The sequence below is a fragment of the Moorena sp. SIO4G3 genome (assembly GCF_010692305.1).
Lineage (GTDB): Bacteria > Cyanobacteriota > Cyanobacteriia > Cyanobacteriales > Coleofasciculaceae > Moorena > Moorena producens_A.
In genome coordinates this window covers 1-15830 of the sequence record NZ_JAAHIG010000210.1, presented here as the reverse complement: position 1 = coordinate 15830, position 15830 = coordinate 1, and the positions used below count along the sequence as shown (strand labels likewise).

Sequence of the window (15830 nt, the reverse complement as noted above, 5' to 3'; positions counted from 1 at the left end):
TCTCTGATTAATACCAAGTGACCTTAGTACCTAGCACTTTCTTCCCATCACCCCATCACCCCATCACCCCATCACCCCATCACCCCATCACCCCATCACCCCAATCACCCCATCACTCCATCACCCTATCGATTTCCCTAGCATTGAGGTGATTCGCCAACAGGAGCATAACTTGCTATGGGTAGTTTTCAACTGTATCCAAAATTAATTGATAATTTTTATTGTTTATGTGATAATCTATTCTGTAAAGACGATACTCTATATCTCTAGTGGTAAACACGAGAAAGTCGGTAATTCGGGGTTAAAGAGAATAAACTCTTCCCCAATTACCTCTTCCTGAACCCTATAGGGGATTCGGTTTTGCTGTAAATTTATTCCTAAATATTATTAATAAGCAAACGTTGAGTTATCGATGATGGATGATAAAAACAATCCGGATAGCCAACAGAACCCTTCCCAAAAGTCGGGAAATTGGAAATTTACGTTTTTAGGGGGAATGTCCCAAACTGGGCTTTCAGACGATAACCAGGCAAAACTACCCCAGACGTTTGCTCATCAAGAATCCTTTCCCTTAGCCCTGTCTCAGGTTGGCGATCGCGTCAAGATTCTTGGCTTCAAAACCCAAGAGATGGTCAATCAATTCCACGCCAGAGGGTTGACCCCAGGAGCAGAACTTCAGGTGATCAGCCGTACTCCTAGTGGTTCAGTGATTGTTGCTCTGCAAAATTATTACATTGGCTTAGGGTCAGCTATGGCTCACCAAATCTTAGTGACTGACTCAGACCATTGAAGATTACTGCTGTGGGACTTACAGCGCAAACCCGTTTAAGGAAAATCCCCGCCTATGGGCGACCGGGGAGTGTCAAATTTTTCGATAAATATCTTCTGAGTCAGCGTTCAAGTAAGGACGCCGCAATTCAATCCCAAACTGGGAGAACTGTTGTTGTATAGAGTTGATCCGACCTTCTGGAGAATCCTTACCGTTTTGCCAAACTTCTAGTAAGCCATTAGCAACCATTTGCCAACGGTTCATCCGGAAACTTTCTTCAGCCGTAAATTTATGGACTGGTTCCTCTGATAGAGCCAGTCCTGGTGCTAGCTGCTTGGTAAATAGAGGTACTTCCATCTCAAAATGGGATTGGTGTTGAGCATAAACACTCTCAAGGATGGGATGGACTGTCTCATAATTGCTCTTCTCAAAGCAGAGAACCCCTGAATCGTAGCGGTCGTAGTTAGCGGGGTCATCTACCACCTTAAAGGTAAAGGGAATGGTAATTTCATTGAGTTCCTCGGTGATCGCTCTGATGAGAGCAACTGCACCTTCGGGACTGAGATTAAAATAGACGTTCACTATCTGGTAGTCACGATCTCGAATGTTCTGATTGACTGGACCAGCATTGACTGGACCAGCATTCCCAACCGCGACATAGAATCCGTGTTCAACTAGATTAGGAGGCATTCGGATAGCGACTAAGGTACCGACAGTAGCAGATTGAGCTCCTGGTGGTAAGTAATACTCAGGTCTGATGTGTAAGGTCAGACCATTCTTGTGTACAGCCAACTTGCCATAACTCTCCTCCCTGATTACCAACCAACCTGGTTCAAAGTAACCAGTCCCAGTATTACTTTCGTACAGCTGCTGGTAAAACTCCAAGTTCAGCCCCATCACAGTATTGTTTTCTACATTTGGGTGAAGCGGTAAATCAGTTGAATTGGCTTGAGCTGATTCTGTGGCTTTATCGAAACCGTTGTCATAGATGTCGTACAGAAAACTGAGCAGTTGCAGGCTCAGATACTTATTCTGGATCTCCACAGGTAGTTGCTGAACCCGGTCTAGCATCTCAGCTGAAAGTTCCAGGGGTTTGTAATCTCGATGACTAATACAGAAGTTAGGTTGAATCTGAAGGTTGCTAACGATATCTTCTAGAATATCTAGCTCTCGCGCAACAGCAGAATCAGGAGAAGAATCAGGTAGTTGATTTCGCAAAGAATTTAGTAATGGCATGATCAACCAGTTGGGACTAAAAATACTCACAGGACTTACGCAACTGCCCCCTAAATCCCCCAATTATGGGGGACTTTGACATCATTACCCCCCAATTTTGGGGGGCAGGGGGGCGCAATCCACTTAACCGCGTAAGTCCTGATTCAGACCAATTGTCCTGTCGGTCTGCAACAAATTGTTCTTTTTACTAATGATCCGAAAATAAGATGTTGCATCCAATTATAGAAAGGGGATTAGGCGGGAATCGGGCTAAGATCAGTTAATTCAGAGGCTGTTGTCCCAAAAACAATGGGGATTGAATCGTCCGGATTGCATAACAAACGTTTAGCCACCTGAACCATACAGACTCCTGTGTTACCAAAGATTTTCCGGTACTCGATCCTTGTCTGAATTTTTTCAATCAAGATAAAACCAGTAAATTGTATAACTCGTATCAAAAAATTAGGACTACGCTGAAGTATTTCTGGAAAGTAATCAAAATAAGCGTTAGTGAGAGCAACAAGGCTTGGTTGAATTACCTCAAGGGGAATTTTAGCTAAGCGTAAAGCAGTTTGAACATCAATACTTCTGTTAACCGTTAAGCTACTTAGCCAAATGGTTAGGTAGTTAGCAATAATCGTAGCTAAATCAAATGCTGGATCTGACCAAGTGAACCTCTCCCAATCAATCAGTCGCAGAATATTCGTACCTTCAGACTGGTGGTTTGAGAGGGTTTGCTCCCACTCAAGGTGGACTAAAACGTTGCTCAGCTTTAGGTCATTGTGGGTCAAACAGCAAGGCTGCCAAGCTCTGTTAAGTTCTGCGATCGCTTGCCCGATGCTCTCATGGCGCTGATAAAGTTTAAAAAATTCAATCCCATCTGCACAAAAGATTGCAAAAATTTCTGGTCCAATTCCTTCTAGCCCATGAAGCAAGTTAGGGGTTTGCTCAAGGAACTCTTTTCCATTGGAGGCAAAGAAGTCTTTATATTGCTTACGGTCTAGAGTGGTGCGATGGATTGTAGCAATACTAGCTCCGAGCTGGGCTGCGATCCCAGTGGGAAAAACCTCCTTTTGATCATAAAAATCTGTTAAGTCGCAATAGTCATTGAGATAGTTAAAAACAATAATAGAGCAACTGTGATCAAAATGAATTGGCTCCGATATTAGGGGACGAATTGCGATCAGTTCAGGAAAGTTTTGTAAAAACTCCTGAATTCGCCATTCGTTATGCAACTCACCTAAGGTGTTTCCTTCTCGATTATGAGGCTCTTGCTTAACCAAAAGATTGCGACCATTGGAAAAACTGACTAGCAAATTAAAGTTTTTACAGGATATTGGTTTAATCTGGATTTGATCTTGATCGGTTGGCTTACAAAGACCCTGTTCAACTAGATATTCGAAAACGTTTTGATAGCTTAATAAAAATGTCATTAAATTATCAATATTACCGGATTTAGTATCCGGCAATAGCCTCAACTATTCCTTAGAAACCACTGATGGAATAAAACCCTGATTATCAGTTATTTTATGAAATTTTTGGAGTCAGTACTTACGCAGTAAATCTACCTATATGGTGTGTTATTACACCCTAATAGTTATCGATTTTGGTGCCCAGTTTTGCGTAAGTTGTGGGAGAAAAATGTCCCCAACATCTGACTCCTAAAATCTCTATACCCCAGTAATGAAAAGGACTTTATCCATTTATTCAGGGGAACTGAACTCTATATGGCCTAATGCACTGGTCTACAATTGTGTGGAAAGAAGCCATAGGGATGTGGAAAGAAAAAGCCCCCTTTGCTGGGTTTGAACTTGCTGGGTTTGAAACGGCTGGATTTGGAGCGGCTGGGTTTGAACCGGCTGGATTTAAAACCCTTGCTACTTTTACTGCCAAAGAAAAAGCCACCCTTGTTTTTTTTGCCGCCGCCTTCTATACCCTTGAGTTCATCTTCGGTTAGATCGTTCATGAACTCATGGAATCCTTCAGACTCCGAAAACAGAGCTGAACCAGCAGGAGGCAGATCAGAAATTGAGAAGTTACTCATGTTACAATCTCCAATAGTAGACAATTGGGGAAAATAAGCACTTCTATTAATTAGCTACTATGTTGCCTGCGAGTACCTTTTGTTAATAGGTACTAGTTAATGGGGTATGGAGAATACTCATCCAACTACCAATGACCAATTACCAATGACCAATTACCAATGATCAATTACCAATTAAGCATCTATAGCATTATTTTCGCTAATTGATATTACATGCCAATTTTCCGGTGAATTCAGATCAAGTCCGGTTAATCAAATCCAAAATAGTCCTTGGATTTTTGGGTTACTGTAATGGATGATGGGTAATCTAAAACTACGAATTTCAAATTTTAAATTCCCACCATCAGGGATCTTTATGATTATTGAACCGGACTTGCGATGATCTGTGTTTTTGGGACTTTCATAATTTAGCTAGATAAGTTATGGCGATGTCGCCACTTTGGCGCTAATTCACAAAACTTCATCAAGATTCACCCTTTGGTAATTGGTAATTGGTAATTACTCCCTCGACCTTACCCATTACCAAAAAAATAAGGAAACACCGGATTATCAGAACAACACGTAACACCAGATCATCGGAAGAGAGAATAGGGAAGTCGAACTAGTGAAGTTTAGCCCATCAGGGGACTGCCGTGATGATGCACCAAATACCAAGAGCCAGCCATAAGCTCAAACATATTGGTTGCTATGGATTCTGCCTCAATCCTTCTACCCTTGCTAACTTGCAATACTTTTTCTAGCACAACAACGTAGGCAAGAGTTTCCCTGACTTCAGTAGCAATAATCTCTGGTTCAATTTCCAGGTATTGGGTATTCTTGAATATCGCTTCCCAAGATGAGCTAATCTCCCGCCAACCTTTGATTACATCACGTCCGGGGTGAATACAAAGACTACCAGTGCCTTGAGACCAGACCTTACTCATGGCTTCAATGTCTTTTTTCTCAAAAGCTCGATAAAACGCTGTGTTGGCGGCTAATACGTCTGTGCGATCGCTACTCATAATTTTTGGTTGAGTTTCACAATTGTGAATATATTGAATTATATATAGTTAAATAGAATTAATCACATCTTAAGCATTCAGCCGTCAGTGGTTAGTGGTCAGTGGTGAGTGGTCAGCCGTCAGCCGTCAGCCGTCAGCCGTCAGTGGTCAGCTGATTTTATTCAAAAGCACCTCAAGTAGCGATGCAGCGAGGTCTTGGGAAGGCAGCGCGGTCATGGGGGAGACCCCCAAGACCGCGCTGCCGTGGTTTCCCCCACTCGCGCTTTGCATCAAGACAGTGTGGCACAGGCTTCTAGCCTGTGATGTAACCCATAAGCTGATAGCTGATAACTGATAACTGAATGCTGAATGCTGACCGCTGAATGCTGAATGCTGATAACTGAATGCTGAATGCTTACGGATTGCGCTCTTAGAGCCGTATCATAAATATGGGTGAGATTATCTTAATGGTGGCATGGAAACAATTTGGGAACTCGATTTTTACTCCCGCCCAATTTTGGACGAAAATCAGAAGAAACTTTGGGAAGTCTTAATTTGCGAGAGTCCTTTGGACATCAACCTCTCACCTGAGACACTGTTTCAATACGCTAGTTGGTGTCCCAACCAGCAGGTGAATTCAATTTGGTTGGGGCAGGCTTTGTCAGATGCGATCGCAAAAGCTCAACAGCCACCAACCAAGATTCGCTTCTTTCGGCGTCAGATGAACAATATGATTACCAAAGCCTGTAATGAGCTGAATATTCCAGCTCAACCCAGCCGTCGCACCTATGCTTTGGAGCGATGGCTAAAACAAAGGATAGAGGACTTTTATCCCAATCAACCAGGCTATGACCCCGCAGCCGCTGCTTCCTCATTTGTCCGTTATCAATCCCCCATCCCTAAACCACTACCCGATGCCTTGCAGGGACAGAAGTGGGCAGTTGTAAGTCTACAAGCCGCTGCCTTTGAGGAAATGAACGAGTGGGATATTGACTTTGGTGAAGCCTTCCCGGTCTCGATCATGGACATTGCCCCAGAAACGCCCATTCCCGGTCTGATTATATTTTCCCAACGAGCTAAACCCCTAGCGGCATGGATGTCAGGCTTGGAGCTATCCTTTGTGAAACTTGACACTACTGATGATAAGCCAAAGTTGTTACTGGAAACTGGTGCCAATGAAAGCTGGATTCTCGCTAACCTGACCAAATCTCAAATTCTGGCAGAGGCAAAAAGCTTTGAAGAAGCAAAGCAGAAAGCTAATTTCGTCCATTTTCTGGCCGTACAATCGAGTCCAACTTCAGAACGGTTTGCTGGATTTTGGCTATGCCGGGAGTTATAACACCAGGCAATAGGCAACAGGCAACAGGCAACAGACAACAGGTAAAAATAAATTGTGAGTAATTTTTCTTACCTACTCCCGACTCCCGACTCCCGACTCCCGACTCCCGACTCCCGACTCCCTACTCCCTACTCCCTACTCCCTTTGCAATATGAGTGCTGAAACTATACCGCAAGAGCTGCAAGCCGAACAACTGTTAGACTTAGCAGCTAAATCAGGAGCGACTAGTGCAGAGGTTTATCAGTCGCGCTCGCTTTCTCGTCCTGTGTTTTTTGAAGCTAATCGGCTCAAACAAATCGAAAGTAGTCAATCGGAAGGGAAAGCGCTACGGTTATGGCGAGACGGACGTCCAGGACTAGCAGTGGGCTATGGAGCAGTGGCAGCCCAAGATTTAGTAGACCGGGCAATGGCCATGACTGCACTCAATGAACCGGAATCCATAGAACTGGCTGATGGTCCGAGCGCTAACTATCCCGACTCACCAGAAACTATACCAATAGAAGAACTAGTAGCAATCGGCTCGGATGCGATCGCATTAATTCGCGATACCTACCCAGAAGTTTTGTGTAGCGCTGAGTCGGAATGGGAGTCAGAAACCACTAGCCTAATTAACTCCGAAGGATTACATTGCTCTTACACTGACACTAGTCTCAGTTATTTCCTTGGGGTTGAATGGGTCAGGGGTGAAGACTTTTTAAGTGTCGGTGATAGTACAGAAATTCGATTAAGCCCATCTTCAACCAAGGAAAGCCTAAACACTAACAAAGTCCTAGAGCAAATCTTACAACGCCTCAACTGGGCAACGGAAAATGTCTCTACTCCCAGTGGTCGTGTGCCAATTTTGTTGACCTCTAAAGCAGCGGATTTGCTATGGGGCACTGTGGAAGCAGCCTTAAATGGAAAACGGGTACTTGAAAAAGCGACCCCCTGGAGTGATAGTCTAGGTCAGGTGGTTACCTCAAAAAACCTGACCCTGTTTCAAGAACCTAATCCTGAATTTCCCTACAGTTGCCCCTTTGATGATGAAGGCACCCCTACCCAATCCCTCGTATTCATCAGTGAAGGGCAATTGCAACAGTTTTTTTGCGATCGCACTACCGGTCGCCTACTCGGAACTGGCACAACAGGAAATGGATTTCGCCCTAGCCTAGGCAGCTACCCAACCCCTGATCTAGTCAACTTACTGATTAAACCAGGCCAAGGGTCACTCAATGACTTAATTGGGCAATTAGACGAAGGATTAGTCATAGACCAGATTCTTGGCGGTAGTGCTGGCATCTCCGGTGACTTTTCCGTCAATGTTGAGTTAGGCTATCGAGTGCAACAAGGAAAAATTATTGGTCGAGTCAAAGACACTATGGTAGCTGGGAATGTCTACAACACCCTTAAGCAATTAGTAATACTTGGTGATGATGCTGATTGGCAGGATAGCATCTACACACCTTCTTTAATTGTGGAAGGACTATCGGTAACCTCTAGTCATTAGTGGGTTAGTTGTAACTAGAGAAATTCTCCTGGTATTTACAAAGTACCAACGAATAATCACTAATGAAAATTAACCAATGATCAATCAATGATCAATCCCATTACCCAATGGCTGATCCCCAAAAGAAGTCTTGCCCTTGCCGAAGCCTGTCTGATTGGATTGGTCTCAGGACTCTCAGCAGTATTACTCAAACACAGTATTGGCTGGTTAGGGAGTTGGCGGCTTCAAGCATCTCTGCTCCTACCCCCTAGCTTTGCCCTACCCGCTTTTGGACTCTGCTTAGGATTACTGTGCGGATTCCTGATTGAGTTTCTAGCATCAGAGGCAACAGGTAGTGGCGTACCTCAGATCAAAGGTGCCCTTGCCCGGTTTCCTATCGCGATGAACTTACGGGTGGCTGCGGTCAAGTTGGTAAGTACGATCCTATCTCTGGCGGCGGGAATGACTATGGGACGTCAAGGCCCAACGGTTCATATTGGAGCAGCTTTGGCGGCTCAATTAACTCGCTGGGTACCCACCTCTCCTGATCACCGACGTCAAATGATTGCTGCTGGGGCTGGGGCTGGATTAGCCGCTGGGTTTAATGCTCCCCTGGCTAGTGTAGCCTTTATCTTTGAGGAACTGTTACCAGATTTATCTAGTATAACTCTCGGTAGTGCTATTCTAGCATCCTTTATTGGTGCGGTGGTTTCCCGGCTCTTGGGTGGAGGTACTCTAGAGCTGAATCGGGAACTAAGCAATTTTTCCAGCACCTTTTCCGCTCTTGAGATTCCCTTCTATTTGTTGTTGGGGGTGTTGGCTGGATTGCTAGCAGCTTTGTTTAATCAGGGAATTCTCTCCAGTCTGAATTTTTACGACCGCCTCAAGCTCAGCTTACCATTGCGGATTGGTATAGCTGGGATGCTTGGTGGATGTATTGTAGCACTGCTACCGGATCAGTTTCATAACAACAGTGGTTTGCGGGAGTTGTTGCTCACTGGTGATGTCGGCTGGCAATTTACCAGTCTCGCTTTTGTAGTCTACTTCTTACTAACCATAATTGCCTATGGTTCTGGAGCACCAGGGGGGTTGTTTCATCCCTCCCTAGTATTGGGTTCCGCATTAGGCTATTTAGTCGGCATCGGTGAGTATCACCTGCTCGGATTAGGTAATCCGATTACCTACGCCTTGGCAGGGATGGGAGCATTTTTTAGTGCCGTTTCCAAGGTACCCATCACAGCGATTGTGATCGTGTTTGAGATGACAACGGACTTTAATTTAGTCCTACCGTTAATGATCACCTGTGTGGTTTCCTACCTAGTTGCCGATCAATTAGCCAAAGGGTCTCTCTATCAACGTTTGTTGGAGAGGAAAGGCTACAGCTTGCCTCAAGTAAAGGTGGACAAAAGAACTTTAGTTGGTTTGAAAGCATCTGACATTATGCAGCGCCGGGTAGAAACCCTAGGGAGTCAGATGACCTTAGATCAAGCCATTCAGACCTTTAGTAACTCTAGTCATCGGGGCTTTCCAGTAGTTGCTCAGGGGAAATTGGTCGGGATAATTACTCAAGAAGATATTGCCAAGAATCGAGACCAACTGCCTGGAAATACCCCTATAAAAGAGGTGATGACTCCACAACCGATAACAGTTAGACACAATGACACCTTAAGCCACGTTCTCTACATTCTTAATCGTTATCAACTCAATCGGTTACCTGTTCTAGAAAGCAGAAAGTTAGTTGGAATCATTACCTTTAGTGATATTATTCGTGCCGAAGCTAACCAACTTAGTGGGGAAAAAGAGCAGCTAGGACCAAGTCCTGATCCCTCCTATGGCGTCTATTATACTCGCGCTCCAGCTACCGGTAGTGGACGGATGTTGGTTCCCTTAGCTAATCCCCAATCAGCACCAGTATTGTTAGAAATAGCTACTGCTATTGGCCGCGATCGCGACTATGAACTTGAGTGTTTGCAGGTAATACCTATCTCCCGCAGCACTAGTCCTGCTCAGACAGCAGTTGATACTACCAAAAGTCGCAGATTGCTAAGGCAAGCGGAAAGGCTAGGGCGACGGTGGGAAATGCCAGTTCACACCCAAATCCGGATATCCCACGATACCGCTCAAGCAATTCTAGAAACTATTAAACAACGACATATTAATCTGATTTTGATGGGATGGAAGGGAGGACCATCTAATAGTCCTAATCAGATTTTTGGTAATATTATCGATACCTTGATTCGACAAGCTCCCTGTGATTTAGTCTTGCTGAAATTACCCCAAGGCAAGGAAGTAGCAGAAGATGTTAAATCTGCTAAGTACGGTTCACTAGCTAAGACCTGGAAGCGTTGGTTAATCCCCATTGCTGGTGGACCCAACTCTAGCCGTGCCCTACAATTAATTCCGATACTAGCAACCCTGGCTAAAGCAGAGCAAATCGTAGTAACTCAGGTTTTTAATCCTCAAGCTGGGGAACCTGTAATGACTAGCTTGGAAAAAGCTACCTATTTCCTCAAACAGCAACTCAAAGGTATGTGTGATGTGCTACCAATTCCAATCCGTTCCTATTCTGTTTCTGATGCTTTGATTCGTTTAGCCAAGGCTCACAAGTATGATGTAGTGGTGATCGGAGCTAGTCGAGAAGGATTATTGGAGCAGGCGATCCATGGCAATATTCCAGAAGCGATCGCACGGGGTGTAGATAGTACTGTGATTTTGGTTAGGGAAGCCCTTCATTAACGGGGAATCGGGAATCGGGAGTCGGGAATCGGGAGTCGCGTAGGGTGCGTTAGGGGCGGGCTGGCACTAATTTTCTGTCTCTTCGCGCCTTGTTGGAACAGCCCGCCCCGTAACGCACCACTGGGTCAAACTATCAGCTATCAGTTTATGCGCTACGCGCACGCTACGCGAACAGCTAAAGGCTGATGGCTGACCCCTGACCACTGACCGCTGACTACTTACATTTTATAACTCTATGTTCCCAATTCCAGCTATTAGCTAAACCAGTAACCATGCTAACTATTTAAGTGTAACTAATTATTACAAAATTTACAAATTGCCTTGACTTTTTTTTGTTTTAGGTTGACAATAAAAGTCCTCAATGAGTATACTATAATCATGAAAAAAAAGCCGCGCTTACTGCCGACCAAGCGCCAAGCGCGGCTTTCTACTCAATTACAATTGAGGTAATTCTATAATAATGCCAAAGAAACGATTCGTTTATCTTCCCATCGATTACCACGAAGCGATAGAGCGTCTTGAGCAGCTTGAACAGCTTGAACAGAGAGACTCTCAGGGAGAAAATTCCTATCCCTATCCCATCACCGAGCGCGAGCAAATCCTAATCCGACTGTACAGTTACTGGGAATTGAGCATGACACCGCAACAGTTCTACCAAAAGTGGGACCTGACTAGCGAAGATATCGCCTTGATCTGCTCCTGTTCCGTTCAAACCGTTAACGGCTGGTTTAACACCAGTCGTCGCTGTTACCCTCCGACTGCTGGTCACTTGCGCCATCTGGCCATCATGGATTTCTTATTGGAAAATTTTGAGACAATTCCGAAACCGTTATTGGAGCGATTGTTCTCCCTTCTTCATTCTACATTCTACATTCTTAATTCTAATTGCTTCTGAGCAAACTTCCGCAGTTTAGGATCAGGGTCATGCTCTGCTCTATCGAGCAATAAGGATCGGGTTTGGGAATAGTTAGGATAATATTTCAGGATGGCCTCAAGAGCTATTTTTCGAGGATTGTATGTCCTTTGTCCCTTATGCTCAAAGGGGTCATGGAGAGTGCGATGCTCTGAAAGAGCCGCTACGCGATCGCATAAAAATTCCAATAACCAAGGCTGGTCTTGCCCACCTTCAGCTAACTGTTCAAATGAATAGTTATAAGAGCCAGCCCATTCTTCAAGTAGGGGTAAGATATATGGATGGTCTTTCCAACCTTGAGCTAACTGTTTAATTGCTGTAGCTCGCAGCCTCGAATCAGGATCAGAGCGAGCCCATTCTTGGAGTAGGGCTAAGGTATCACGATGGTCTTGCCAACCTTGAATTAACTGTTCAATTACTTGATCTCGCAGATCCGAATCAGTATCACAGCGAGCCCATTCTTGAAGTAGCACTAAGGTATCGCGATGGTTTTGCCAACCTAGAGTTAACTGTTCCAGTACTTTAAGTCGCACCCTGGAATTGAAATCAGAGCGAGCCGATTCTTGAAGTAGGCGTAAGGCATCTCGATGGTCTTGCCAAGCTTGAGCTAACTGTTCCATTGCTGTAGCTCGCACCTCCGAATCAGTATCAGAGCGAGCCGATTGTTGAAGTAGGGCTAAGGTAGGGTGCATCTCGCTTTTGCAAAAACACTCAGGACAACAGAAGGGTAATGTCATGTTATGACAATTACCCTTAATATAAATCTCCTCCATCTCCCCCTATTCCCTATCTCCTTACTCCCGACTCCCTTTACTATCTATAATTTTGCTAATTGCTCCTGAGCAAACTTCCGCAGTATATGATCGGAGTCATGCTCTGCTCTATCGAGCAATAAAGACCGGGTTTGGGAATGGTTAGGATAGTATTCGACGAGGGCTTTAAGGGCTAGTTGTCGAGGATTGTCTATTATCCAGCTTTGCTTACGTTCAAAGGGGTCATGGAAAGTGCGATCGCATAAAAATTCCCATAACCAAGGCTGATCGTGCCAACCTTGAGCTAACTGTTCAATTGCTGTACCTCGCACAGTCAAATTTTTATCAGAGCGAGCCGATTGTTGAAGTAGGGCTAAGGTATCTCGGTGGTCTTTGTAACCTTGAGCTAACTTTTCAATTACTCTACATCGCACATACCAATCTTTATCAGAGCGAGCGGATTCTTGAAATAAGGCTAAGGTATCTGGGTGGTCTGGCCAACCTTGAGCTAACTCTCCAATTGCTGTAACTCGCACATCCAAATCAGTATCAGAGCGAGCCGATGCTTGAAGTAGAGCTAAGGTATCTTGATGGTCTTGGTAACCTTGAGCTAACTGTTCAATTGCTTTACCTCGCACATTCCAATAAGGATCAGAGCGAGCCCATTCTTGAAGTAGGGCTAAGGTATCTGGGTGGTCTTTGTAACCTTGAGCTAACTGTTCAATTGCTTTACCTCGCACCTTCCAATCGAAATCAGAGCGAGCCCATTTTTGAAGTAGGGCTAAGGTATCTCCATGGTCTTGCCAATGGGTTGCTACTGCTACAACAGCTTTAGCGCGAATATCACTATCACTGAATCTTTTTCTATTTTGATCATAATGAATTAAGTCTTTGACCCGATTCAGTAATCGAGTATCCGTTAATTTAATCTCATAGCGATTCCTAACCTCAGACAAACAATCCCCTGCCAGAAATAAATTTTTAAAGTCATCCCTTTGTCCATCTTGTGCCATCAAGTACTCAATAATATCGCCACCTTTCTTAGAATCAATCATGCCCACAATCAACCTCAGCACTTCACGCCAAGATTCATCCTTGTAGTGCTTACCAAATACTTCAGTTTGTAACTGTTCTAGGGAAATCTCTTGTTTTTTCTCAAATTTCCTGACAAATTCCCAAGCACAGAAATATTCCAAAAATGTCCGATGCACAAAAGCGTAATAATCGGCTCCCATGAAACACAAGATAAAATTGCGGGTGCGCAACTGATTAATCATTACCTTAGCAACCGCTCTGGGATTAGTAACCTCCCGTAATTTCAGCTCCTCTTTGATAATCCGTTCTAAATCTTCGCCACTAATCAGATTTCCCGCTAATCCGGCTTGATTGCCCTGCATGAAATCTGCTACTTTTGCTAGCATCTGTTGCTTATCTTGATAATCAATGGTCTTCGGGTCAACACGATTATCTTCTAGTAATGCTCGTTCCACATCCCATTGATGGAGCAGTAATCGAGAGGATTGGTTATAGAGTTCAGAGCGGTCACGAGGCAAGTCTTGATTGCGATTCAGGATTGCCATCATGGTTAGTAATAGGGGATTTCCCGCCAGTTGTCGAATCGGGGAGGATGTCTCAATTGCCTTTTGTAAGCGCTCCCGTTTCCTAACTTTATCGGCTTGATCAGTAAAGGTTAACTCATGCCACTGCTGGATAAAGGTTTGAATTTGTTCCGACTCCAAGTCTTGGAGCATAACATGACGAAATTCAGCATCCCGTAGCCGTTGGGGTTTATAACCAATGACGCGAGATGTCACAATTACTCTTACCTTAGGATACTTATTGGTAAAGCGATGAATATCAGTAATGACATCTTCTCGTTTCCCTGGCTCAAACACTTCATCCAAGCCATCAAACATCACTAACACCTTACCATCTTTTAACTGCTGATCAAGGTGATGTTGATTCAGATGACATATCGCTCCACTGCTTTGATGGCAGAATTCCAAGAAATTCTTACACTGTCCACTATCGCGATTCCGGATATAAGTGCGTAATTCAATCAGTAAGGGAATTAGTAGAGAACTTTGAGTAGTTAGATCGGTTCTTGCCCACTCCAATGCTAAATATTGCAGCAAGGTAGATTTACCAGAGCCTGGGTCTCCTAAAACCACCAAATACCGATAGTCTTGAGAGTCCTTAATTACATCCAATACCGATTTTATCGGCTGTTGATAATAAAGCTTTTTAGCTCGTTGCAATTCCTTTTGGTCAATTTCCTTGTCTAGTTGACCACTCTCTCGCAGTTTTTGATAATAATCTTTAGGCAGTTCATAAATCGCCTCTGGCATCAAGTCATGAACTTCTCGTACATTTTGGGGGATAAATATTTTCCATAGTTTTAGTTCATTATAGGCACAGCCACTAGTATCTAAACTATCTAATTTGACATTGCCATAGCTCTCTAGGAGTGCTTCTTGATATTCCCTTAAGTCAAAATCTGGAATAATTCCTGGTTTCGTGTTTTCTGCGATCGCTTCCAAAGTTTGGGAATCTCGGATAGGCCGTAACTGATCGGATTCCCGAATAATCGTTTTTACTTCCTTGAGATACCCTTTACCAATATAGTGCCAATCAAATCCTTCCGGTAATGGGAATAAGTCAAGCTCAATCCAAGTCTTATCTAATTTTTCGGTATCTATTCGTTTATAACCATACTTAAACGCACTGCCCAGGATAGCTTTAATGGATTTATCCTTAATATACTGGTTGAGGGGTTTAGTATATTGTTTTACGTCTTGCTTAGATAAATCAGCATCTTCCAATTCTTCTTCCACTAAAGCCACAAATGCTTTTAAGGCTTTACCCAAAAGTTTTTTCTGGGTATTTTGATCCGATAGTCCGGTATACTCTTTGATAGACTCTTTGAAAAACTCTTTAGTGTAGTCTTCTAGAGCGCCTTTGGCCAACGGACCAATCACTTCTTTGGCGAGATAGCCACCAGCACTAGAAAGTCCCCAAATTGCTAACCAATCCAGCATCTTATTGGTAGTTGTTTTTTGGTTTATCTATCAGTATAGACGAAAGGCAATCAGTTTGACCTGATGGTGCGTTACGGGACGGACTGTCTCAACACTTGCTACGCATAACATGAGGGCGAGCCTGGTGCATCTCAATGCATGCTATTTGACGCGGTGGTGCGTTACGGGACGGACTGTCTCAACACTTGCTATGGCTTGCGTCTTGGCGAGCCCGTCCCTAACACACCCTACGCCTTAATTTTAAATTCTTGATTCTAAATTCTAAATTCTTGATTCTAAATTCTCCTTAGCAAACTTCCGCAGTTCAGGATCCGGGTCATGCTTTGCTCTATCCTGTAATAAGGATCGGGTTTCGGAATGGTTAGGATAATATTCCAGGATGGCATTAAGAGCTACTTGTCGAGGATTGTCATCCCAGTCTTCCTTACGTTCAAAGGGTTCATGGAAAGTGCCATCCCATAAAAATTCAAATAACCAAGCCTGGTCTTTCCAACCTTTAGCTAACTGTTCAATTGCTGTACATCGCACATCCGAATCAGTATCACAGCGAGCCGATTCTTGAAGTAGGGCCAAGGTATC

The 15830-nt window shown here is 44.0% G+C and carries 11 protein-coding genes and 1 pseudogene; 6 read left to right on the top strand and 6 right to left on the bottom strand.

Translation table 11 applies throughout. From position 1 onward, the window contains the following. Positions 1-412 precede the first annotated feature (412 nt). Positions 413-790: a FeoA family protein gene (locus F6J99_RS28590; protein ID WP_293117769.1), complete on the top strand. Its 378-nt coding sequence runs from the start codon at positions 413-415 to the stop codon at positions 788-790. Between the two features lie 72 nt (positions 791-862). Here F6J99_RS28590 and F6J99_RS28585 read toward each other — a convergent pair whose 3' ends face one another. Further along, positions 863-2035, bottom strand: a complete 1173-nt coding sequence (locus tag F6J99_RS28585) for a T3SS effector HopA1 family protein (protein WP_365974378.1) — start codon at positions 2033-2035, stop codon at positions 863-865. 203 nt (positions 2036-2238) lie between these two features. After that, positions 2239-3417, bottom strand: coding sequence for an aminoglycoside phosphotransferase family protein (locus F6J99_RS28580; protein WP_293117766.1), 1179 nt, complete (start codon positions 3415-3417; stop codon positions 2239-2241). Between the two features lie 302 nt (positions 3418-3719). Here F6J99_RS28580 and F6J99_RS28575 point away from each other — a divergent pair, with 302 nt between their 5' ends. Next, positions 3720-3941 (top strand): hypothetical protein, encoded by a 222-nt coding sequence (locus F6J99_RS28575; RefSeq protein WP_293117763.1) that lies wholly within the window; start codon positions 3720-3722, stop codon positions 3939-3941. Positions 3942-4639: 698 nt separating this feature from the next. Here F6J99_RS28575 and F6J99_RS28570 read toward each other — a convergent pair. Next, positions 4640-5029 carry a nuclear transport factor 2 family protein gene (locus tag F6J99_RS28570; protein WP_293117760.1) on the bottom strand — a complete coding sequence of 130 codons (390 nt, stop codon included), beginning with the start codon at positions 5027-5029 and terminating at the stop codon, positions 4640-4642. A gap of 454 nt (positions 5030-5483) precedes the next feature. On the opposite strand from F6J99_RS28570, the gene F6J99_RS28565 reads away from it, so the two are divergent. The 4 genes from F6J99_RS28565 (at position 5484) to F6J99_RS28550 (ending at position 11443) form a co-directional block, all read left to right on the top strand. Beyond that, positions 5484-6347: a Tab2/Atab2 family RNA-binding protein gene (locus tag F6J99_RS28565; protein ID WP_293117758.1), complete on the top strand. Its 864-nt coding sequence runs from the start codon at positions 5484-5486 to the stop codon at positions 6345-6347. 151 nt (positions 6348-6498) lie between these two features. Beyond that, positions 6499-7833, top strand: a complete 1335-nt coding sequence (locus F6J99_RS28560) for a TldD/PmbA family protein (protein WP_293117756.1) — start codon at positions 6499-6501, stop codon at positions 7831-7833. Positions 7834-7920: 87 nt separating this feature from the next. Continuing rightward, the gene (locus tag F6J99_RS28555; RefSeq protein WP_293117753.1) at positions 7921-10548 is read left to right on the top strand and encodes a chloride channel protein; all 2628 of its coding nucleotides are present in this window, start codon (positions 7921-7923) and stop codon (positions 10546-10548) included. A 460-nt stretch (positions 10549-11008) separates the two neighbouring features. Further along, positions 11009-11443, top strand: a complete 435-nt coding sequence (locus tag F6J99_RS28550) for a hypothetical protein (protein ID WP_293117750.1) — start codon at positions 11009-11011, stop codon at positions 11441-11443. Here F6J99_RS28550 and F6J99_RS28545 read toward each other — a convergent pair. From F6J99_RS28545 to F6J99_RS28535, 3 genes and pseudogenes are all read right to left on the bottom strand, one after another. Then, complete coding sequence (locus F6J99_RS28545) at positions 11416-12234, bottom strand: HEAT repeat domain-containing protein (protein ID WP_293117746.1); 819 nt, start codon at positions 12232-12234, stop codon at positions 11416-11418. The two genes, F6J99_RS28550 and F6J99_RS28545, sit on opposite strands and share 28 nt — an antisense overlap. 44 nt (positions 12235-12278) lie before the next feature. Beyond that, on the bottom strand, positions 12279-15251 hold the full coding sequence (locus F6J99_RS28540) for a HEAT repeat domain-containing protein (RefSeq protein ID WP_293117743.1): 2973 nt from the start codon (positions 15249-15251) through the stop codon (positions 12279-12281). A 261-nt stretch (positions 15252-15512) separates the two neighbouring features. After that, a pseudogene (locus F6J99_RS28535) lies at positions 15513-15830 on the bottom strand (histidine kinase); the annotation flags it as partial.